Genomic DNA, 20,101 nt, shown 5'->3' with positions numbered 1-20,101 from the left:
CCCGCCGGAGGCGTCCGGCGGGAGCGCTGGTTTCAGCCGCTGCTGTTTTGCGCTGCGCTTACGCGGTCAGGCCTTCCGGCTCCGCCAGGTTGTTGGCGCGGCAGGCGGCGGTCACGGTGTTGGCCAGCAGGCAGGCGATGGTCATCGGGCCGACGCCGCCCGGCACCGGGGTGATGGCGCCCGCGCGCTCCGCGGCCGAGGCGTAATCCACATCCCCCACCAGACGGGTCTTGACGCTTCCGTCCTCATTGGTGCCCTTCTCCGGCGCATCGATGCGGTTGATGCCGACGTCGATCACCGTCGCGCCTTCCTTGATCCACTCGCCCGGCACCATCTCCGGACGGCCCACCGCCGCCACCACGATATCGGCGCGGCGCACCACCTCCGGCAGGTCCTTGGTGCGCGAATGCGCGATGGTCACGGTGCAGCTGTCGCCCAAGAGAAGCTGCGCCATCGGCTTGCCGACGATGTTGGAGCGGCCGATCACCACCGCGTCCAGGCCCGAGAGGCTCCCGTGGTGCTCGCGCAGCATCATCAGGCAGCCCAGCGGCGTGCAGGGCACCATCGACTTCTGGCCGGTGCCCAGAAGGCCCACGTTGGAGATGTGGAAGCCGTCCACGTCCTTCTCCGGCGCGATCGCGTTGATCACCAGATCTTCGTCCAGATGCTTCGGCAGCGGCAGCTGCACCAGGATGCCATGCACGGACGCGTCGCTGTTCAGCTGATCGATCAGCGCCAGCAGGTCGGCCTCGGAAGTGCCCGCGTCCAGCTTGTGCTCGAACGAGTTCATGCCCACCTCGACGGTGCTCTTGCCCTTGGAGCGGACATAGACCTGGGAGGCCGGGTCCTCGCCCACCAGCACCACCGCCAGGCCGGGGGTGATGCCATGCTCCTCTTTCAGCCGCGCCACATGCTCCGCCACCTGGCCGCGCACCTTGGCCGCAAAGGCCTTGCCGTCAATCACTGTTGCTGCCATTGCTCTCTTCCTTTCCGCCGGGGGGCCGCCCCCGGATCCGGTCCCGTCATCTCAAAGCTTCAGCGGCCCGGGTGTCCCCGGGCCGCTGCATTCCGTCTGTGCCGGCTCAGAACAGGCCTTCGATCTGGCCGTCCGCATTCAGGCGGATGGTCTCCGCCGCCGGGGTGCGCGGCAGGCCCGGCATTGTCATGATCTCGCCGCAGACCACCACGATGAAGCCCGCGCCGGCCGAGAGCCGCACTTCGCGCACCGGCACCGAATGGCCCACGGGCGCGCCGCGGCGGTTCGGGTCGGTGGTGAAGGAGTACTGGGTTTTTGCCATGCAGACCGGCAAGCTGCCATAGCCCGCCTCTTCCCATTCCTTCAGCTGGTTGCGGATTTTCTGATCGGCCAGCACCTCGTCGGCGCGGTAGATGCGCTTGGCGATGGTCTCGATCTTCTCAAACAGCGGCATGTCGTCCGGGTAGATCGGCGAGAAGTTCGCCTTGCCGGAATCGGCCAGCTCCACCACCTTCTGCGCCAGATCGGCAGAGCCTTCGGAGCCCAGCTCCCAGTGGCGCGACAGCACCGCTTCGACGCCATGGCTGCCGCAGTAGTCCTTCACCGCCTGCACCTCGGCCTCGGTGTCGGTCACGAAGTGGTTGATCGCAACCACCACCGGCACGCCGAAGGATTTGACGTTCTCGATGTGGCGGCCGAGGTTGGCGCAGCCCTTCTTGACCGCCTCGACATTCTCGGCGCCGAGGTCGGCCTTGGCGATGCCGCCGTTCATCTTCATCGCCCGCACGGTGGCCACGACCACCACTGCGGAGGGCGCGATGCCCGCCTTGCGGCACTTGATGTTCATGAACTTCTCGGCGCCAAGGTCAGCGCCGAAGCCCGCCTCGGTGACCACGTAATCGGCCACTTTCAGCGCGGTCTTGGTGGCGATCACCGAGTTGCAGCCATGCGCGATGTTGGCGAACGGGCCGCCGTGCACGAAGGCCGGGTTGTTTTCCAGGGTCTGCACCAGGTTCGGCTGCATCGCGTCCTTCAGCAGAACGGTCATCGCGCCCTCGGCCTTGATGTCGCGGCAGTAGACCGGGGTCTTGTCGCGGCGGTAGGCCACGATGATGTCGCCCAGGCGCTGCTCCAGGTCCTTGAGGTCATTGGCCAGGCACAGGATCGCCATCACTTCCGAGGCCACGGTGATGTCAAAGCCGGTCTCGCGCGGGAAGCCGTTGGAGACGCCGCCGAGGGAGGCGGTGATCTGGCGCAGCGCCCGGTCGTTCATGTCGACCACCCGGCGCCAGGCGACGCGGCGCACGTCGATCTCGCACTCGTTGCCCCAGTAGATGTGGTTGTCGATCATCGCTGACAGCAGCGAATGCGCCGAGGTGATCGCGTGGAAGTCGCCGGTGAAGTGGAGGTTCATCTCCTCCATCGGCACCACCTGGGCATAGCCGCCGCCCGCAGCGCCGCCCTTCATGCCGAAGTTCGGCCCCAGCGACGCTTCGCGGATGCAGATCATCGCGTTCTTGCCGATCCGGTTCAGCCCGTCGCCCAGGCCCACGGTGGTGGTGGTCTTGCCTTCGCCCGCCGGTGTCGGGTTGATCGCGGTCACCAGGATCAGCTTGCCGTCTTCGCGGTCCTGCACAGAGTTGATGAACCGCTGGCTCACCTTCGCCTTGTCATGGCCGTAGGGCAGCAGATCGTCATTGGAAATCCCGATCTTCGCCCCAATCTCCTGGATCGGCTTCTTCTGCGCGTCCCGCGCGATCTCAATGTCACTCTTGTAGCTCATGGCCATCTCCCTGCTGCCATCCGTTCCGGGTCACGCCCCGCGGCAATCTTTGATTGCGAGGCAAGATATATTCCTATTACTCAATTTATTTTCCTAACCGTCAACACCCTCTTGCCCCCTTTCCGGGGCCAGACCCGGCATTTTCCGCCTTTCCGCCGCCAATAGGAAACAGGCAGAATTTCACTCCAGGTGAACACGGCGCATATGCGGCAGGCGCTGCCGCAAACAAAAAGGGCCCAGGCGTTGCCCGGGCCATAGAGATCCGGCCCGCAGGCCGGAACGGGGAATCAGATGTCGAGCGTGTTGTCCTTCTCCCAGCGGGAGAAGTGATTGACGAAGGAGTTCCACTCCTGCTGTTTCATCTTCAGGTAGGCAGCGGAGAACGCCTCGCCCATCATCGCCTTCAGGCCGTCGTCCTTGTCGTAGAAACGCAGCGCATCCAGCATGTTGAGCGGCAGCTTCGGCGCGTCGGTGATGGTATGGCCTTCGGCGTACATGTCGATGTCGTGGCGCGGGCCGGGGTCGGCCTTGGCGCGGATGCCGGAGAGGCCCGCCGCGATGATCACCGCCTGCAGCAGATAGGGGTTCACCGCACCGTCGGGCAGGCGCAGCTCAAACCGGCCGGGGCCGGGGACGCGCACCATATGGGTGCGGTTGTTGCCGGTCCAGGTCACGGTGTTTGGCGCCCAGGTGGCGCCCGACATCGTGCGCGGCGCGTTGATGCGCTTGTACGAGTTCACGGTCGGGTTGGTTATCGCCGCCAGGGCCGAGGCGTGTTTCATGATGCCGCCCAGGAACCAGCCGCCCTGCTCCGACAGGCCCAGTTCGGCAATCTGGCCCGCGCCCTTCTCACCGGCAAAGACGTTGACCCGGGCATCCTTGCCCGGCGCGTCCCAGACCGAGATATGGGCGTGGCAGCCGTTGCCGGTCAGACCCTCGACCGGTTTCGGCATGAAGGTCGCGCGGTAACCGTGCTTTTCCGCGACCGATTTGGTCATGAACTTGAAGAAGCTGTGCTTGTCGGCGGTCGACAGCGCATCGTCGAACTCCCAGTTCATTTCGAACTGTCCGTTGGCGTCCTCATGGTCGTTCTGGTACGGGCCCCAGCCCAGCTCCAGCATATAGTCGCAGATCTCGCGCACCACGTCATAGCGGCGCATCACCGCCTGCTGATCATAGCAGGGTTTTTCAGCCGTATCGAAGGGGTCGGAAATCTGCTCCCCGTCCGGCGACAGCAGAAAGAACTCGGCCTCGATACCGGTCTTAACGTGCAGGCCCTCGTCCGCGGCTTCCTTGATCAGGCGGCGCAGCACGTTGCGCGGCGCCTGGGCCACGTCCTCGCCTTCCATCACGCAGTCCGCCGCCACCCAGGCGACCTCCGGCTTCCATGGCAACTGGATCACCGAAGCAGGATCCGGCACCGCCAGCATGTCCGGATGTGCGGGCGTCAGGTCAAGCCAAGTGGCAAAACCGGCAAAGCCGGCCCCGTCTTCCTGCATGTCCGCGATCGCCTGCGCCGGCACCAGTTTGGCGCGCTGCCCCCCGAACAGGTCGGTGAACGAGATCATGAAGTATTTGACGCCTTTTTCTTTTGCGAAAGCAGCCAGATCTGTCGTCATGGTCCTACTTCCTTTCCCTGTTGTACGTATTTCAGAAATGGGGCGCGGACTGTTGCCAGCCGCGCCCCGCCAATCGTCAGAACCCTGCCTTGCCCGGGTACCAGTCGGTCCCGGCCAGCGGCACCCGCGCCATCGCGGCGGCCTCCATGGTCAGGGCGCACAGATCCTCGGGCTCAAGATTATGCAGGTGGTTGTGGCCGCAGGCGCGGGCGATGGTCTGGGCTTCCAGCGTCATCACCTTGAGGTAGTTGCGCAGGCGGCGGCCCGCATCGACCGGGTCCAGGCGTTTCATCAGTTCCGGGTCCTGGGTGGTGATGCCCGCCGGATCCTTGCCTTCGTGCCAGTCGTCATAGGCGCCAGTGGTGGTGCCCAGTTTCTGGTACTCGCTTTCCCACTTCGGGTCATTGTCGCCCAGCGCAATCAGCGCCGCGGTGCCGATCGCGACCGCGTCCGCGCCCAGCGCCATCGCCTTGGCCACATCGGCGCCTGTGCGGATGCCGCCAGAGACGATCAGCTGCACCTCGCGGTGAACACCCAGGTCCTGCAGCGCCTGCACGGCAGGGCGGATACAGGCGAGCGTCGGCAGGCCGACATGTTCGATGAACACGTCCTGGGTGGCGGCGGTGCCGCCCTGCATCCCATCCAGAACCACAACGTCTGCACCGGCCTTCACCGCCAGCGCGGTGTCGTAATAGGGGCGGGTGCCGCCGACCTTAACATAGATCGGCACCTGCCAACCGGTGATTTCGCGCAGCTCCAGGATCTTGATTTCCAGGTCATCCGGGCCGGTCCAGTCCGGGTGCCGGCAGGCGGAGCGCTGGTCGATGCCCTTCGGCAGGGTGCGCATTTCCGCAACGCGGTCGGAAATCTTCTGGCCCAGCAGCATGCCGCCGCCGCCGGGCTTGGCGCCTTGGCCGACCACGACCTCAATCGCGTCCGCCTTGCGCAGGTCGTCCGGGTTCATGCCGTAACGGGACGGCAGGTACTGGTAGACCAGCTTGGTGGAATGCCCGCGTTCTTCGGGGGTCATGCCGCCATCGCCGGTGGTGGTCGAGGTGCCCGCAGCGGATGCGCCGCGGCCCAGGGCTTCCTTGGCGGGGCCGGACAGCGCGCCAAAGCTCATGCCAGCGATGGTGATCGGGATATCCAGCTCAATCGGCTTCTTGGCAAAACGGGTGCCCAGTGTCACCTTGGTTTCACATTTCTCGCGGTAGCCCTCCAGCGGGTAGCGCGAGATCGAGGCGCCGAGAAACAGAAGATCGTCGAAATGCGGCACCCGGCGCTTGGCGCCGCCGCCGCGGATGTCATAGATCCCGGTGGCCGCCGCGCGGCGGATTTCCGCGTTGATCGGGTTCGAGAAGGTCGCCGACTGGATCGGGACCGTGCGGGGGATTTTATTGCTATCCATGTCTAGTGATCCCTGTCCTTAGTACGCTTGCGCGTTGTCGACGTCGAAGTTGTAGAGCTTGCGGGCGGACCCGTAGCGCTTGAACTCCTCCGGCTTGGCATCGGCGCCGGCGCGGGCCAGCAGATCCTTGAGAATCTCGATATGCTCCGGGCGCATTTCCTTCTCGATGCAGTCGGCGCCCAGGCTCTTCACGGTGCCGCGCACGAAGAACCGCGCCTCGTAGCAGCTGTCGCCCAGCGCATCGCCTGCGTCGCCCAGCACCACCAGGTTGCCCGCCTGCGCCATGAAGGCGCACATGTGGCCGATGTTGCCGTGCACGACGATGTCGATGCCCTTCATCGAGATGCCGCAGCGGGACGAGGCATTGCCCTTGATCACCAGCAGGCCGCCATGGCCGGTGGCGCCGGCATACTGGCTGGCGTCGCCTTCGACGATCACGGTGCCGGACATCATGTTTTCCGCCACGCCGGGGCCGGCCGACCCCTCGACCCTGACGGTCGCCTGCTGGTTCATACCGGCGCAATAGTATCCGGTGGAGCCCTTAACGGTGACTTCAATGGGCGAGTTCAACCCCACGGCAATCGCATGGCTGCCCTTGGGGTTGACGATTTCCCAGGCGGTCTTGTTGGAGCTGCCGTTCAGTTCCTGCAGGGCCGAATTCAGACCGCGCAGGCCATTTGCTTCAAGATCATATGTCTGCATCTTAGTGGTTCCAGAAGTAAACGGTTGCGGGTTCGGGCTCCCAGACGCGGGCGTCTTCGATGCCCGGCAGGTTCACCAGCGCGCGGTATTCGCTGCCGAACGCCACATACTGGTCGGTCTCCGCCATTACGGCCGGTTTGCAGGCGATCGGGTCGCGGACCACGCCGAAGCCGTCCTTGGTGCCGACCACAAAGGTGAAGAAGCCGTCCAGGTCCTCCAGGCTGCCCTCCAGCGCCTCGCCCAGGGTGGCGCCGTTCTGCATCTTCCAGGTCAGATAGGCCGCGCCCACTTCGGTATCGTTCTGGCTTTCGATCCGCACGCCTTCGCGGCGCAGCTTGCGGCGCAGCGCGTTGTGGTTGGACAGAGACCCATTGTGCACCAGGCACTGGTCGGAGCCGGTGGAGAACGGATGCGCGCCCTCGGTGGTCACGGCGGATTCGGTGGCCATGCGGGTGTGGCCGATGCCGTGGCTGCCGCTCATGCCGCGCACGTTGAACCGCTCGGCGACCTTCTCGGGCAGGCCCACTTCCTTGTAGATCTCGATGGTGTCGCCCGCGCTCATGACACGCAGGCCCGGACGCAGTTCGGCCAGCGCGCTGCGGGCCTCTTCTTCCTTGCCCGCGGGCAATTCCAGAACCGCGTGGGTGTCGATCACGCGGATCGACACATCGGCGCTCAGCGCTTCGGCCAGCGCGCCGTCCAGCCCGTCAAAGGCCGCTTCCGGCGTGTCGGACTGCACGGTGAGTTTGGCCCGCCCGTCCGCGTTCGCGCCATAGATCGCAATGCCCGCGCTGTCCGGACCGCGGTCCGTCATGGTGATGAGCATATCGGTGAGCATATCGCCCAGTTTCGGCTCAAGTGATTTGTCTTTCAGAAAAAGACCGACAATCCCGCACATGGGTGTGCCTCCTGCTTTTCATCTCGAATCAACGCTAGCAGTTTGCGATCCGCCATTCAACTCTTATGAAACTTATTTTCCTACGAAGGAAAGAAAGGGCGCGCCGATTGGCGCGCCCCTGACCTGGAAAGATCAATACTTCTCCAGCAGATTGTGGATTTTTTCCGTGTCTCCCATCTGCTTGGCCTTCTCCAGGTGCTGGCCCTCGCGGACGAACTGGATCCTGTGCCAGGCGATCCAGAAGACCACCCCAAGGACAACCATCAGCCCCTCTGACCCTTGGAACGGATAGACCGCCCCAACCTCTGCCAGATCCACCGCCCAGCTGTCGTAACCGATCGTAGACATTTCAATTCTCCTTATTCAGCTGGTACGCCGCCGCCATTCAGTGCAGCCTTGTCGGCGGCAATGATCTCGGCCTTGGCATCTTCGTAGGCATGGTGTTCGGCGTAATCGAGGCCCTGCAGCTCGACCTCCACCGGGATCCGCAGAACGCCTGCGGCGGCCTGCATCTTGGCGATCACGAAGCCCGGCAGCCAGCCCAGCACCCCGAACATGATCACCGCACCAACCACCTGGCCGACCGGGTTCACCGTGGCGAAACCTTCATAAGGCGAGCTTGGCGCGCCCCACAGCAGGAAGCCCGCGATGATCAGGCCGACAACGCCGGAATAGCCATGCACCGCAACGGCGCCCACCGCGTCATCCAGCTTGAAGGTGCGCTCCACCCAGTAGTGCAGCTTGTAGACGACCACGACACCCACAGCGCCGACCAGCATCGCCTGGATCGGATGATACAGATCGTTGCCCGCTGAAGCGGTGATGATACCCGCCAGACCGCCGGAGAAGGTCCAGAAGGCATCGCCCTTGGACACCACATAGGCCGCCATCAGACCGCCCGACAGCGACATCAGGAAGTTGAAAGTGATCGCGGACAGCGACGTCGGCGCCAGGTAGATATTGGTGGCCGTCCAGGTGTCGCCGGTCAGCATCCCGCCAATCCCTTCGGGCGAGATCACCGGGATGTTGCACGCGGCGTAAAAGCCCCAGAAACCGGAATAGATCAGGAAGATCCCGATGGTCAGCATCCAGGGGTTATGCGGCGGAATATCCCGCGGGGTGCCATCGGCGGCAAACTTGCCCAGCCGCGGACCCAGCACCATGATCACGCCCAGCGCGTAACCGCCGGCAATCGCGTGGATCACACCGGAGGCATAGGCATCATGGTAGCCCAGGTATTTCACCATCCAGCCCTCGGCATGCCAGCCCCAGGCGGCGTCGATGATCCAGAACACCGATCCGATCATCACCGCATGCACCCAAAGAGCAGAGGAGCGGATCCGTTCGATGACCGCACCGGACACGATCGAGGCGGCGGTCCAGGAGAACAGCAGAAACGCCGCCCAGAACACGCCGGTGATCCGGTCGGACAGGTTGGTGGCCATGTTCTGCGACCACGGCAGGTTCGCCGCCCCCGCCTCATAGTTCAGCCCGCCGAAGAACGGGAAGCTGGGAAAGGCCCAGTAGATCCACCAGCCGAAAAAGAAGAATGTCACCGTGACCAGCGGAATGATCATGATGTTCTTCATCAGTGTGTGCATATGGTTCCGGTGGCGGCTGGCGCCGACCTCATACATGCAGAACCCCACGTGAATGAGGAACATGAAGACAACCGTCACCCAGTAGTAGAACTCGGTGAACACGGTTGTTAACGCGTTCAGATTTCCATCCAATGTTTTACCCTCCTGTTGGCAGTGCTCCCGGGCATTTTTGCCTCTTGGGAATATTATTTTCCTTTATTCTGGGTCTCAGGGTGCAAATCTGTCAATAATCATGTGAAAGTTTATTCACTGAGGGAAAAGTGGCAGCCTCCCAAGCGCCCGCCCTGCCGGGTCCGCCGCAGTTCTCTTCGCCCGCCCGTCCAACGGCTTACAGCGCTCACCCGCCGCCTGAAGCCCGCCTGGGGCCTGCGTGCGCCCGGCAGCCCCGGTCAGCAGTCGGAGCCTTACCGGCATGGCCCGTTTGCGGCGGAATCGCGCGAATCTCCGGCGCTGAAGGCCTCCGATTCTCACTCGAAGCGGGTCAACGGGCAGCGCCCGCAACCCCAAGCCGGCTGCCAAAAAGACCATTTCAGGCCAATCCATGCCGCAAAGCCATGGGGAATCGGCCTTTTAGGCGAAATCTTTTTCCTGATAGGAAAATTCATTGACACAACGCCCCCTCTCTTGGCTAACTGGACCAGACCAAAGGAACCAAATCAACAATTTTGGTCCGCACCAATAGGGAGACTTAGACAATGACTGCATCCTGGCGCTTCTCAACCCTTGCTGACCGCCACCGGGCGATGGGCTCGGATCTGGAAGACTGGAGCGGCATGGGCACCGCCTGGTCTTATGACAAGGACCAGACCGAAGAATACATGGCGATCCGGACCAAGGCGGGCTTCATGGACGTGTCCGGCCTGAAGAAGGTCCATATCGTCGGCCCGCATGCCAGCCACGTGATCGACCGGGCCACCACCCGCAACGTGGAAAAGATCAAACCCGGCCGCAGCACCTATGCCTGCATGCTGAACGACGAAGGCAAGTTCGTCGACGACTGCGTGATCTACCGCATGGGACCGAACAGCTGGATGGTGGTGCACGGCTCCGGCCAGGGCCACGAGCAGCTGACCATGGCGGCGCAGGGCCGCGACGTCGACATCCGGTTTGACGACAACCTGCACGACATCTCTCTGCAGGGGCCGCTGGCGGTCGACTTCCTGGAAAAACAGGGCGTGCCCGGCATCCGCGACGTGGTCTATTTCAGCCACATCCACACCACCCTGTTCGACAAGCCGGTGACCATCTCCCGCACCGGCTACACCGGCGAGCGCGGCTATGAGATCTTCTGCCGCGGCCAGGACGCGCCGCATATCTGGGACAATCTGGTCGAAAAAGGCGCGCCAATGGGTATCATCCCGACCCGCTTCACCACCCTCGACCTTCTGCGCGCCGAAAGCTACCTGCTGTTCTTCCCCTTTGATAACTCGGAAATGTATCCCTTCGAGAACGAGAAATGCGGCGACACCCTGTGGGAACTGGGCCTCGACTTCACCGTCTCGCCGGGCAAAACAGGCTTCCGCGGCGCCGAGGAGCACTACCGCCTGAAAGGCAAGGAGCGCTTCAAGATCTACGGCGTCAAGCTGGAAGGCACAGAGCCCGCCGAAGAAGGCGCGCCGCTCCTGCGCGACGGCAAGCAGGTCGGCGTTGTCACCATCGGCATGTACTCGCCCCTGAATGAGCACAACGTGGGCATCGCCCGCATGCCGGTCGACTGCGCCGAACCCGGAATGCCGCTGACCGTCAAGAACTCCACCGGCGAAATCCCCTGCGTCGCAGCGGAAATGCCGTTCCACGATCCGGAAAAGAAACGCCGGACCGCAAAAGGCTGAGCCGAATTCCGGGCGTCCCCGTTCCGGGGGCGCCCGCTTCCGTTCACCCGGACTGCAGGAAAAGCGACCCACATGTCTAAGACCCAATTTCCCCCTTCCATCACCAGCCGCCCGGTCTACGGCGAGCTTGAAGCCCGCTCCGGCAGCGGCCACCTGATGATTGCCGACGCCGAAGGCGCCGAGGCGATCCTGGATCTGGCCAAATCGGTGGACAAGGCCTTCTGGGCCAAGGCCCACATCATCTACATCCCCAAGACAACCGGCACCGCATACAGCAGCCAGCTGGAAGAACTGGGTGCCGGCCAGTTCTACGCAGGCCCCTCCTATGAGGCCGCGCAAAGCCGCATCCGCCGCGCCTTGCAGGATTGCCACATGGGCACTCAGGTGTATCTGAGCGGCACCGAAGGCCTGATGGGCCAGGCCATGGCCGAGGCCACCGCCGCCGGCATCCCGCACACCGCGATCCAGACCGAACACCGCGGCTCCACCGCGCGGCGCATGCAGTGCGTGCACTGCAAGGGCATCACCGAGGACGTCACCACCGACCCGTTCGAATGCAGCCACTGCGGCCTCAGCCTGTTCGTGCGCGATCACTACTCGCGCCGCCTCGCCGCCTTCCAGGGGGTGCGGGTGGATGCCGAGGATCCGGGCAACATCCCCGAGAAAGTGGAGCTGTTCAAATGAGTGCTGGCACCGCAAAACTGAATGTCACCGTGGCCGAGGTCAAACCGGTCAACGATCTGGTCACCCGTTTCAAATTCGTCCGCACCGGCGGCGGCGACCTGCCCACCTTCTCGGGCGGGGCGCATACCGTTGTGGAAATGCAGGACGGCGATATCACCCGGCTGAACGCCTATTCCCTGATGTCCAACCCGGCCGACCGCGGCGCCTATACCATCTCGGTGCGGCGCGACGATCAAGGCCGCGGCGGCTCCAGGTTCATGCACGGCAGGGTCAAGGAGGGGATGGAGATGGTGATCTCCAACCCGGTGAACCTGTTCTCGCTGGACCTGCGCGCCAAGAAGCACCTGATGCTGGCGGGCGGTATCGGCATCACCCCTTTCATGGCGCAGATGCATCAGCTTGCGATGATGGGCGGCCATTTCGAGCTGCACTACGCGGTCCGCACCGCTTCTCTGGGCACTTACGCCAAGGAGCTGTCAGAGCGCTACCCGGGCAAGGTCCACATCTACCATGACGACCAGAACGAGGCGATCGACCTCAAGACCCTGCTCGCCAACCAGCCGCTTGGCACCCATGTCTACGTCTGCGGTCCCAAGGGCATGATCAACTGGGTGCATTCCACCGCCGGGGAGATGGGCTGGCCGCGCGAGGCGGTGCATTCCGAGGAATTCCTGGCACCGGCCTCCGGGAAACCGTTTGAGGTGAAATGCGCGGTCTCCAACAAGATCGTGCAAGTCGGGGAGCACCAGTCCTTGCTGGAAGCGCTGGAAGCGGCCGGCATCGACGCCCCCTACCTCTGCCGCGGCGGCGCCTGCGGCCAGTGCGAGACCAATGTCATCGGCTATGACGGCAAGTTCCTGCACTACGACCACTGGCTGACGGATGAACAAAAGGCCGGCGGCAAGCACATCATGCCCTGCGTGTCGCGCTTTGAAGGCAAGACACTGGTTCTGGACCGCTGAGGAAACGAGAAATGACCATTCAATTCAACGACGAAACCTTCCACGGCGACTTCACCTTCAAGAACTCGGAATGGGCGATCAAGCGCTTCCCCTTCCCGTTCCACGAAGACAGCTACATGTATTCGGTAAACATGGAGCCGCACAAATCCTACCGGCCCGGCTCGGTATTCGAACGCACCTTCGACGTGGACGAGCATTATGTCTCGGAAATGCGCGACCGCGCCCGGGTGCTGGCCAATGACCCGCTGCGCTGCCAGTCGCTGCCGCACATGACGCTGGCAGGCTGGGATCTGGTAGAGCTGATCATGGAAGCCAAGGCGGCCGAATACCCGGACCTGTTCGAACTGCATAAAGAAGGCAACCGCTGGCGCTGGGTGAACAAGCCGTTAGGCATCGACGACACCTTCACCTTCCTCGACGAAAGCACCCTGCCCTACGGCCCGATGGAATACATCACCCGCCAGACCCAGGGTGACTTTGCGGTGCTCGACCAGCGCGACGACAACCTGTGGATGGACGCCGGCATGGTCACCACCCAGGCCGACTGGTCGCTGGACTTCGATATCGGCATGAACTTCTTTGAATGGCACGCGCCGGTACCCAAGGCGCATGAGATGGGTATCTTCGTGCGGGCGCTGAAGTTCCTGCTCAACATCCAGCAGGGCCAGCCCGCCCGCCGCCTGAACTGGACGATGACGGTGAACCCTCTCCTGGACACCAGCCCCGAGAACTACCACAAATGGGGCGTGATGAAGCAGGGGCTGACGATGGAGAACATCGGCGAGAAGCAGCACCTGCGGGTCGAGCTGCAAACCTTCTTCCGGCTGCCCCGCTCCAACGCGCTGGTGTTCCCGATCCGCTGCTACCTGATCAGCTTCAACGATCTGGTGACGGTGCCGAAATGGGCCCGCCGCCTGCACCGGGTGATCCGCGACCTGCCGGAGGAGCTGGCGGCCTACAAGGGCTTCATCGACAACCGGCCGCTGATGGTGGAATGGCTCTCGCAGTTTGACGACGGCAGCCCGACCTCAGACGGCATCTGGCCCGACGACAACTGATCCCGAGCGGACTTGCGGGCCGTCCCTACCCCTGTCACTTAGGCCCGCTTCACTAACTGCCGCTGCCCCTGGCTCCGGCAGTTTCTTTTTGCCGTCAGGGATGCACGAAGCCCTCCCGCCCCCGCATCAGATGGCAGGCTGCGCCTGCCCCTTGCGCGGCGTTGGGCCGGGCAGCGCCCGCAGGGCCTGCCGCAAAACGCAACCGCGCCGCGCATCGCGCGGCGCCGGGCCCAACTGTGCAGGGGCATCGTCAGATGGCCCGGAACAGGCGGGAGCCCGCCCCGGGTACTTCAGCTCGACTGCGGGTAGGAGATAACTGACAGATAGCGCGCAGGCAGCTTGACCAGGCTTTCCGGCCCGTGCGGCGCATCGGCGTCGAAGAACAGCGTGTCGCCCGGCTTCAGCGAAAACACCTTGTCGCCGTGGCGGTAATCCACCTCGCCCTCCAGCATGTAGAGCATCTCGATACCGTCATGCTGGAAGGTCGGGAAGACATCCGACTCCTCGGTCAGGGTGATCATGTAAGGTTCCACCATCACGCCGGAGGCATTGGCGCCAAGATGGCCCAGAAGCTGATACTGGTGCCCTGCCCGGGTGCCCGCGCGTTCGGTTTCCGCACCTTCCCCGGCTTTCGTGTGCACGGCCTCGCGGGTCTCCTCGAACCGGCGGAAGAACGAGGTGATCGGCACGCTCAGCGCATTGGCCAGCAGTTGCAGCGTGGTCAGCGACGGAGAGGTGTTGCCGTTTTCGATCTTCGACAGCATCCCGATGGACAAGCCGGTCAGATTGGCCAGATCCGCCACCGTGATCCCCTGCTGGCGCCGGAACGACCGCACTTCGCGGCCGATCGCCACTTCCAGGACTTTTTCGGAGCCCTCGCGGACACGGTGCGGATCTTGGGAAAGGTTATTTGCCACTGCGTCGGTATCGTCTTTAGGTTTAGCCACTGTGTTATCTTCCTTATTGACGGCCTCTGACAAGCGCGCAGCGGCGCATACGCAAAAACTTTTCCAAGCGCAAGAAACCACGCGAAAATTATTTTACTGCCGTTACAGGTTTTTCCCAAGCCCCTGCCGGGTCCGGGGGGAAAATAGTTGCCCCGGGGCACCGGCCCGCACAGCCGCAACCAGCAAAACCCGGGCCATCCGGCCCGGGTTCCAGCGCCATGCAGCACAATCACAGATTTAACTCAGCCGTCTATCAGCAGCAGGCAGGCCCCCAGCACTTTGCGGGTGCCGTCAAACACCGCAGGCTTTTCGCCGCGCCAGCGGCTGGCGTGGCGGTGCAGCACCGCCCGGCCCGAGGTCAGGTTGCGCAATGTTTCCCCGGTCTCTGCCGCGATCCGCCCCACACGGGTTTTCAGATTGGCGTGGAACGTGTCCCGGTGCAGCGCCTCCATCCGCAGGTGAAACAGCGACGACCGGCTGCGCGGCGCAATCCGCATCGCCGCGACCTGCACTGCCGCTCCGGCCCAGACCCGCAGGGCGCGGGCCTGCAGCCGCTCCGCCTCCGCCAGCCCGCCGCGCCGGAAGTGCAGCACCGCCAGATTGGCAGGCGCCGCAGCCCGGCGCAGATCCGCGGCCGGAAACGCCGCCCGCGCCAGCAGATCCGCCAGCCGGAACAGGCGCATTGCTTGGCGCGAACGCCCTGCCGCGGCCGCCGCCAGCGCCCGTTCCATCAGCCGCTCCCAAGCCAGATCGGCCCGCGACCAGCCCGCCTCGCGCGCGGCCCGCAATTCTGCATCCCGCCTAAAGCCCCAGATACGCGGCGCGGACGTGTTCGTTTCCGTGAAGCTCATCTGCAGGCCCCTCCATTGCTGCATTTCCGGTTTCCAGAACATAGGCGTAATCGGCAAGCTCCAGCGCCAGTTCGGCGTTCTGCTCGACCAGCACCACCGACAGGCCGTTTGCGTTGATCTCCTCAATAATCCGGGCAATTTCCTCGACAATGACCGGCGCCAGCCCCATCGACGGCTCATCCATCAGCAGCAGCCGCGGCTTGGACATCAGCGCGCGTCCAATCGCCAGCATCTGCTGCTCGCCGCCGGACATGGTCTTGGCCATCTGGGCGCGCCGCTCGCGCAGGCGCGGGAAGCGGGTGAAGACATCCTCCAGATCCGCCTCGACCGCCGCTTTGTCCTTGCGCAGGAACGCCCCCGTGCGCAGGTTCTCCTCCGCCGTCATATCCGGAAAGACCCGCCGCCCCTCCGGCACATGGGCGATGCCATTGGCCGCCACCTTATGCGCGGGCAGATGGTCGATCCGCTTGCCTTCGAACGTGATCTCCCCCGCGGCGACCGGCAGCATCCCCGACATCGCCCGCAGCGTGGTGGTCTTGCCCGCCCCGTTGGCGCCAATGATGGTGACGATCTTTCCCTCCGGCACCGCAACCGAGATATTCCGGATCGCGTTGATCTTGCCGTAGTTCACGGCGATGTTCTTCATCTCAAGCAACATGGCGCGCGCCTCCCAGATAGGCCTCGATCACCGCCGGATGGTTGCGGATCTGCTGCGGGCCGCCCTCGGCCAGGAACTTGCCAAAGCTCATGCAGGTGATGGTGTCGCACAGCCCCATGATCGCCTGCATGTCATGCTCCACGATCAGGATGGTGATCCCGTCCGCCCTGAGGCGTTCCATCAGGTCCATCATCTGCCGGGTTTCCTCAGGGTTCATGCCCGTGAACGGCTCGTCCAGCAGGATCACATCCGGATGACTGGCATAGGCCACCGCCATACCCAGCGCCCGCTGATGCCCGTGGCTCAGGTCTCCCGCCCGTTCCCGCACCAGATGATCCAGGCCAAAGAACTCCAGCGCCTCCCTGGCGCGCGCCTCAGCCCCGCTGCGGTCCTCCCTGTCCCAGCCGATGATGGCGGCAAAGATGTTGGGGCGGAACGGCATGTGGGTCCCGACCAGCGCATTCTCCAGAACCGTCAGCTCCGCAAACAGCGTCGAGTGCTGGAAGGTCCGCACCACCCCGCGCCGGGCGACCTCATGCATCTGCAGGCCGGAGATATCCTCCCCCCGCAGCAGCACCCGCCCTCCGCTTGGCCTGTAGAAGCCTGAAATCATGTTGAACGTCGTGGTCTTGCCCGCCCCGTTCGGGCCAATCAGGCCGTGGATCGTGCCATGCGCCACCTTGAACGACAGGCTGTCCACCGCCGTCAGCCCGCCGAACCGCATGGTCAGGCCTTTGACTTCGAGAAAATCGGTCATTCTGCCGGGCTCCGTTCCGGCGCGCTCTCAGCAGCGCGTCTTTTGGTGAGTTTCTGCACGATGCTTTCCAGCCCGCTGGGCAGGAACAGGATCGACAGGATCATGATGGCGCCATAAACCAGCGGCCGCATCTGCTCGAGCCCCAGCTCGCGCAGGACAATCTCGTTCAGCACCGTCAGAACCACGCAGCCCAGGATTGGCCCGTAGAACGTGGCGGTGCCGCCGACAATCGCCCAGGTCAGCACAAAGACCATCAGGTCGATATCAAACGCAGTGGGATTGATGGTGCCGACATAATGCGCCAGCAGCGCGCCGGAGATCCCGGCAAAACCCGAGGCGATGGCAAAGGCCAGCGTCCGGTAGGCCCGCACATTCACGCCCGAGGCCTGCGCCAGCTTGTCCTGCCAATGCACTGCATGAAAGGTCAGGCCGACCGGCGACTTCTCGATCCGCCACAGGATCCACAGGCAGAAGGCAACGATGACACCGGCGAAATAGTAGTAGGACGTGGGCTCGAAGAAATCGAACTTGTAGAAGCCGATCGAGAAATCCGGCATCGGGTCGATCCCCTTGATCCCCTTGGCGCCGCCAAAGGGATCGCGGAACCGCTTCCACAGCAGGCGGATGATTTCCCCTGCCGCAAACGATCCGATCAGGAAATAGAACCCCTTCATCCGGAACAGCGGGAACGACAGCAGCACCGCGATCAGCGCCGCGATCACCCCGCCCAGCAGCATCGAAACCGGCACATAGACCCCCAGCTTCTTGGTCAGCAAGGCCGACGAATAGGCCCCCACCCCCATGATCACCACATGGGCCAGCGACCATTCCCCGGTCAGGGTCAGCAGCCGGTAGCTGGCGACCAGCAGCACATTGATGGTCAGGAACACCAGGATTTCCTGCTGCGAAAAGCTGAGCCCATGCGGCAGGGCAACCAGCGCGGCAAGGGCCGCGATCCAGATCAGGAACTTAGGCACGGTCCGCACTCCCGAACAGGCCGGTGGGCTTGACGATCAGCACAACCAGCATCAGCGACAGACCCACGATGTCGGCCAGAACACCGTCCCAGAAGGTGGTCACGAAGGTATGCACCAGCGCATAGGCGACCGAGGCGACGATGGCCCCCTCCAGCGAACCGACCCCGCCGACGATAATGACGATGAACGCGGTGACGATCACCGAATGCCCCATATGCGGATTGACCGAGACCAGCGGCGCCGTAAGTGCGCCGGCAATCCCCGCCAGCCCCGCGCCGATGAACATGGCGACGCGCGCGGTCTGGGTGATAGAAATCCCCTGCAGCGCCGCCGCCTCAGGATCCTGCGCCGAGGCCCGCAGCGCCCAGCCGAACCTGGTCCGCTTCAGGAAATACCACAGCGCCGACAGCAGCACGATGGCGGCAATGATCACGTAGAGCCGCGCAACCGGCAGCCGCACCTTGTCACTGAAGGCGATGACCTCCTGCGTGACCGGCGGGATATGCACCATCCGCACGCCAAACCCCATCACCGCCAGCGCCTGCAGGATCATCAGGAACCCGATGGAGGCAACCAGCCCGCCCAAGGGATTATCCTTCAAGGGCCTGAACAGCGCCCGCTCCATCAAGAGGCCCAGACAGCCCACAAACAACAGGCCCGCTGCCACAGCCAGAAAGAACGGCACGTTCAGCCCGGCGTAAAGCGCCACAATCGCATAGGCACCCGCCATGAACAGTTCGCCATGGGCAAAGTTGATCACGCCCATGACGCCAAAAATCAGCACAAGCCCTACAGCAACAAGGGAAATATAGCTCGCAGCATACACGGCGTTGAGGCCGGTCTGCGCCAGAAGGTCCAGCATCGGATTGTCTCTTTGTTCGGTCTCTCGCGCGGTGCGAAGACAGGTCCCGCACCGCCTGATGGACTGGCCTGCAGGTCAGCTGCGCTGATCCCACATCTGATCATAGGCCTTCATGTGCTTGACCAGCAGGTCGCCGTGTTTTGCGTACCAAGCGGGGATAGAACGGAAGTCCTTGATCCGGGCCTTGCCCTTTTCGATGGCAACCACCGGCCAGTCGCCGACCAGCGCGTTGTCGATGCCAAACAGCTCAGTTCCCCACCAGTCCGCATCGCCAAAGGCATGTTTGCCCTTGCCCTCCTTCATCGCAGCCGCCACCGCATCCGGGCTGGCCGATCCGGCCTTTTCGGCGGCCGCCTTCCACAGATCCATGATCGAGGCATATTCCCAGCTCACCGCGCCCCACTGGCCCGGATGCCGCCTGTTGAACTCCTCATAAAACCCGTTCGGATCGGTGAAGTTGATGTTATCGCCATTCAGCGCCGGGTCATCGAAATCCGGGAACTGGAAGACAAAGCCTTCCATGAAGTCCTCCGAGGTCTTGGCGATCATCTGGTCATAGAAATCCGCGGTGCAGGAGATGATCTGCCCCTTGAAGCCCTGCTGGAACAGCTGTTCGGCAATCGGATGCACATAGTCGCTGTAGCAGGTATCCAGGCAGACGATATCCGGGTTCTTGCTGATCAGCCGGGTCACCACCGGCGCAAAGTCGGTGGTGGCCGGATCAAACAGCAGCGGCTCATCCAGCATCTCGATGCCCGCCGCCTCAAACGCCGCCAGATAGGTCGCGACCGACGGCAGCCCCAGCGCGTCATCCTGGGCGCACATCACCGCGGTTTTCAGCTCCGGCTTGGTCTCGGCCAGCCACTCGACACCCGTCACGTTGTAGATCGGATGCACCTCGGCCGGTGCAATCAGCATATTGGTATCCGGTGACAGGTCCGACGGCAGCAGGGTGGAAAACAGCATTCCGGTCTTTTCCGCGACCGGCTGCACGCCCGGCCAGGTGTCGCCGCCCAGCATCATGATGAAGCTGACCCCGTCCTCGCGGATCAGCTTGGTCGCCCCGGTGCGCGCCTTGGCCGGGTCGTATTCATTGTCGTAGGAGACGAACTCGACATTGTAGCTGCCGTCGCCCAGCTTGATACCGCCCGCCGCGTTGACCCGCGCTGCCCAGATCTGGCAGCCGTCCAGCCCCGGCTTGCCCCAGGCCGCGACGGCGCCGGTCAGCGGTGCCAGAAAGCCGATCTTGATGGTATTGCCCGCCGCCAGCGACGCGCCCGGAAGCCCGGCGCTCATCGCAGTGACCGCTGTCGATTTAAGGAACGTCCTCCGGGTCAGCCCCGATTTCACGATCTTGGAAATCATTTTCGTCTCCCATGTTGGACCCGCCTGTTTTTTTGCGGCGGTGTGTTCTTCGGAATGCTCCCTCTGTGCGCCCTCCTGATCCCGCCTCTACACCACTGGACCAGTTGGCCCAAATTGGACCCATCCTGGACCAAGGCTAGCAGCCAGATGGTTCACCTCCA

The 20,101-nt window shown here is 63.6% G+C and carries 19 protein-coding genes; 4 read left to right on the top strand and 15 right to left on the bottom strand.

Translation table 11 applies throughout. The annotated features are described in order from the left end of the window. Positions 1 to 58 precede the first annotated feature (58 nt). From folD to DAEP_RS0116570, 8 genes are all read right to left on the bottom strand, one after another. Positions 59 to 976, bottom strand: coding sequence for a bifunctional methylenetetrahydrofolate dehydrogenase/methenyltetrahydrofolate cyclohydrolase FolD (gene folD / locus DAEP_RS0116605; protein WP_027243350.1), 918 nt, complete (start codon positions 974 to 976; stop codon positions 59 to 61). 106 nt (positions 977 to 1,082) lie between these two features. Next, on the bottom strand, positions 1,083 to 2,759 hold the full coding sequence (locus DAEP_RS0116600; RefSeq protein ID WP_008554513.1) for a formate--tetrahydrofolate ligase: 1,677 nt from the start codon (positions 2,757 to 2,759) through the stop codon (positions 1,083 to 1,085). A gap of 287 nt (positions 2,760 to 3,046) precedes the next feature. Then, positions 3,047 to 4,378 carry a type III glutamate--ammonia ligase gene (gene glnT, locus DAEP_RS0116595; protein ID WP_027245444.1) on the bottom strand — a complete coding sequence of 444 codons (1,332 nt, stop codon included), beginning with the start codon at positions 4,376 to 4,378 and terminating at the stop codon, positions 3,047 to 3,049. A gap of 76 nt (positions 4,379 to 4,454) precedes the next feature. Continuing rightward, positions 4,455 to 5,786 carry an FMN-binding glutamate synthase family protein gene (locus tag DAEP_RS0116590; protein WP_027245443.1) on the bottom strand — a complete coding sequence of 444 codons (1,332 nt, stop codon included), beginning with the start codon at positions 5,784 to 5,786 and terminating at the stop codon, positions 4,455 to 4,457. Positions 5,787 to 5,804: 18 nt separating this feature from the next. Continuing rightward, positions 5,805 to 6,488, bottom strand: a complete 684-nt coding sequence (locus DAEP_RS0116585; RefSeq protein WP_008554875.1) for a GltB/FmdC/FwdC-like GXGXG domain-containing protein — start codon at positions 6,486 to 6,488, stop codon at positions 5,805 to 5,807. Position 6,489: 1 nt separating this feature from the next. Beyond that, positions 6,490 to 7,386 (bottom strand): class II glutamine amidotransferase, encoded by an 897-nt coding sequence (locus tag DAEP_RS0116580; RefSeq protein ID WP_027245442.1) that lies wholly within the window; start codon positions 7,384 to 7,386, stop codon positions 6,490 to 6,492. Between the two features lie 132 nt (positions 7,387 to 7,518). Further along, positions 7,519 to 7,734 carry a hypothetical protein gene (locus DAEP_RS0116575; protein ID WP_008556441.1) on the bottom strand — a complete coding sequence of 72 codons (216 nt, stop codon included), beginning with the start codon at positions 7,732 to 7,734 and terminating at the stop codon, positions 7,519 to 7,521. 11 nt (positions 7,735 to 7,745) lie between these two features. Then, on the bottom strand, positions 7,746 to 9,119 hold the full coding sequence (locus DAEP_RS0116570; RefSeq protein ID WP_027245441.1) for an ammonium transporter: 1,374 nt from the start codon (positions 9,117 to 9,119) through the stop codon (positions 7,746 to 7,748). 563 nt (positions 9,120 to 9,682) lie between these two features. Between DAEP_RS0116570 and DAEP_RS0116565 the strand changes: the two genes are divergently transcribed. The 4 genes from DAEP_RS0116565 (at position 9,683) to DAEP_RS0116550 (ending at position 13,523) form a co-directional block, all read left to right on the top strand. Then, positions 9,683 to 10,819 (top strand): aminomethyl transferase family protein, encoded by a 1,137-nt coding sequence (locus tag DAEP_RS0116565; protein ID WP_027245440.1) that lies wholly within the window; start codon positions 9,683 to 9,685, stop codon positions 10,817 to 10,819. Between the two features lie 72 nt (positions 10,820 to 10,891). Beyond that, entirely contained in the window at positions 10,892 to 11,503 is a 612-nt protein-coding gene (locus DAEP_RS0116560; protein WP_027245439.1) for a dimethylamine monooxygenase subunit DmmA family protein, read from the top strand. Beyond that, positions 11,500 to 12,465 carry a PDR/VanB family oxidoreductase gene (locus tag DAEP_RS0116555; RefSeq protein WP_027245438.1) on the top strand — a complete coding sequence of 322 codons (966 nt, stop codon included), beginning with the start codon at positions 11,500 to 11,502 and terminating at the stop codon, positions 12,463 to 12,465. Before DAEP_RS0116560 ends, DAEP_RS0116555 begins: the two co-directional genes overlap by 4 nt. A gap of 11 nt (positions 12,466 to 12,476) precedes the next feature. Continuing rightward, entirely contained in the window at positions 12,477 to 13,523 is a 1,047-nt protein-coding gene (locus DAEP_RS0116550; protein WP_027245437.1) for a heme-dependent oxidative N-demethylase family protein, read from the top strand. A 290-nt stretch (positions 13,524 to 13,813) separates the two neighbouring features. Here the strand turns inward: DAEP_RS0116550 and DAEP_RS0116545 are convergent, their stop codons facing one another. From DAEP_RS0116545 to DAEP_RS0116515, 7 genes are all read right to left on the bottom strand, one after another. Further along, positions 13,814 to 14,470 (bottom strand): helix-turn-helix domain-containing protein, encoded by a 657-nt coding sequence (locus DAEP_RS0116545; protein ID WP_051337513.1) that lies wholly within the window; start codon positions 14,468 to 14,470, stop codon positions 13,814 to 13,816. A 242-nt stretch (positions 14,471 to 14,712) separates the two neighbouring features. Next, complete coding sequence (locus DAEP_RS24000) at positions 14,713 to 15,321, bottom strand: hypothetical protein (protein ID WP_036760773.1); 609 nt, start codon at positions 15,319 to 15,321, stop codon at positions 14,713 to 14,715. Next, positions 15,272 to 15,979 carry an ABC transporter ATP-binding protein gene (locus DAEP_RS0116535; RefSeq protein WP_027245434.1) on the bottom strand — a complete coding sequence of 236 codons (708 nt, stop codon included), beginning with the start codon at positions 15,977 to 15,979 and terminating at the stop codon, positions 15,272 to 15,274. The genes DAEP_RS24000 and DAEP_RS0116535 overlap by 50 nt, the downstream gene beginning before the upstream one ends. Then, on the bottom strand, positions 15,969 to 16,736 hold the full coding sequence (locus DAEP_RS0116530) for an ABC transporter ATP-binding protein (protein ID WP_027245433.1): 768 nt from the start codon (positions 16,734 to 16,736) through the stop codon (positions 15,969 to 15,971). The genes DAEP_RS0116535 and DAEP_RS0116530 overlap by 11 nt, the downstream gene beginning before the upstream one ends. Then, the gene (locus DAEP_RS0116525) at positions 16,733 to 17,713 is read right to left on the bottom strand and encodes a branched-chain amino acid ABC transporter permease (protein ID WP_008557899.1); all 981 of its coding nucleotides are present in this window, start codon (positions 17,711 to 17,713) and stop codon (positions 16,733 to 16,735) included. The genes DAEP_RS0116530 and DAEP_RS0116525 overlap by 4 nt, the downstream gene beginning before the upstream one ends. Beyond that, the gene (locus DAEP_RS0116520) at positions 17,706 to 18,575 is read right to left on the bottom strand and encodes a branched-chain amino acid ABC transporter permease (protein WP_027245431.1); all 870 of its coding nucleotides are present in this window, start codon (positions 18,573 to 18,575) and stop codon (positions 17,706 to 17,708) included. The genes DAEP_RS0116525 and DAEP_RS0116520 overlap by 8 nt, the downstream gene beginning before the upstream one ends. Before the next feature lie 75 nt (positions 18,576 to 18,650). After that, entirely contained in the window at positions 18,651 to 19,940 is a 1,290-nt protein-coding gene (locus tag DAEP_RS0116515; protein WP_027245430.1) for an ABC transporter substrate-binding protein, read from the bottom strand. Between the last annotated feature and the right edge of the window lie 161 nt (positions 19,941 to 20,101).

Source organism: Leisingera daeponensis DSM 23529, from assembly GCF_000473145.1.
In the GTDB taxonomy this organism is placed as follows: domain Bacteria; phylum Pseudomonadota; class Alphaproteobacteria; order Rhodobacterales; family Rhodobacteraceae; genus Leisingera; species Leisingera daeponensis.
This window is presented reverse-complemented; position numbering and strand designations above follow the sequence as displayed.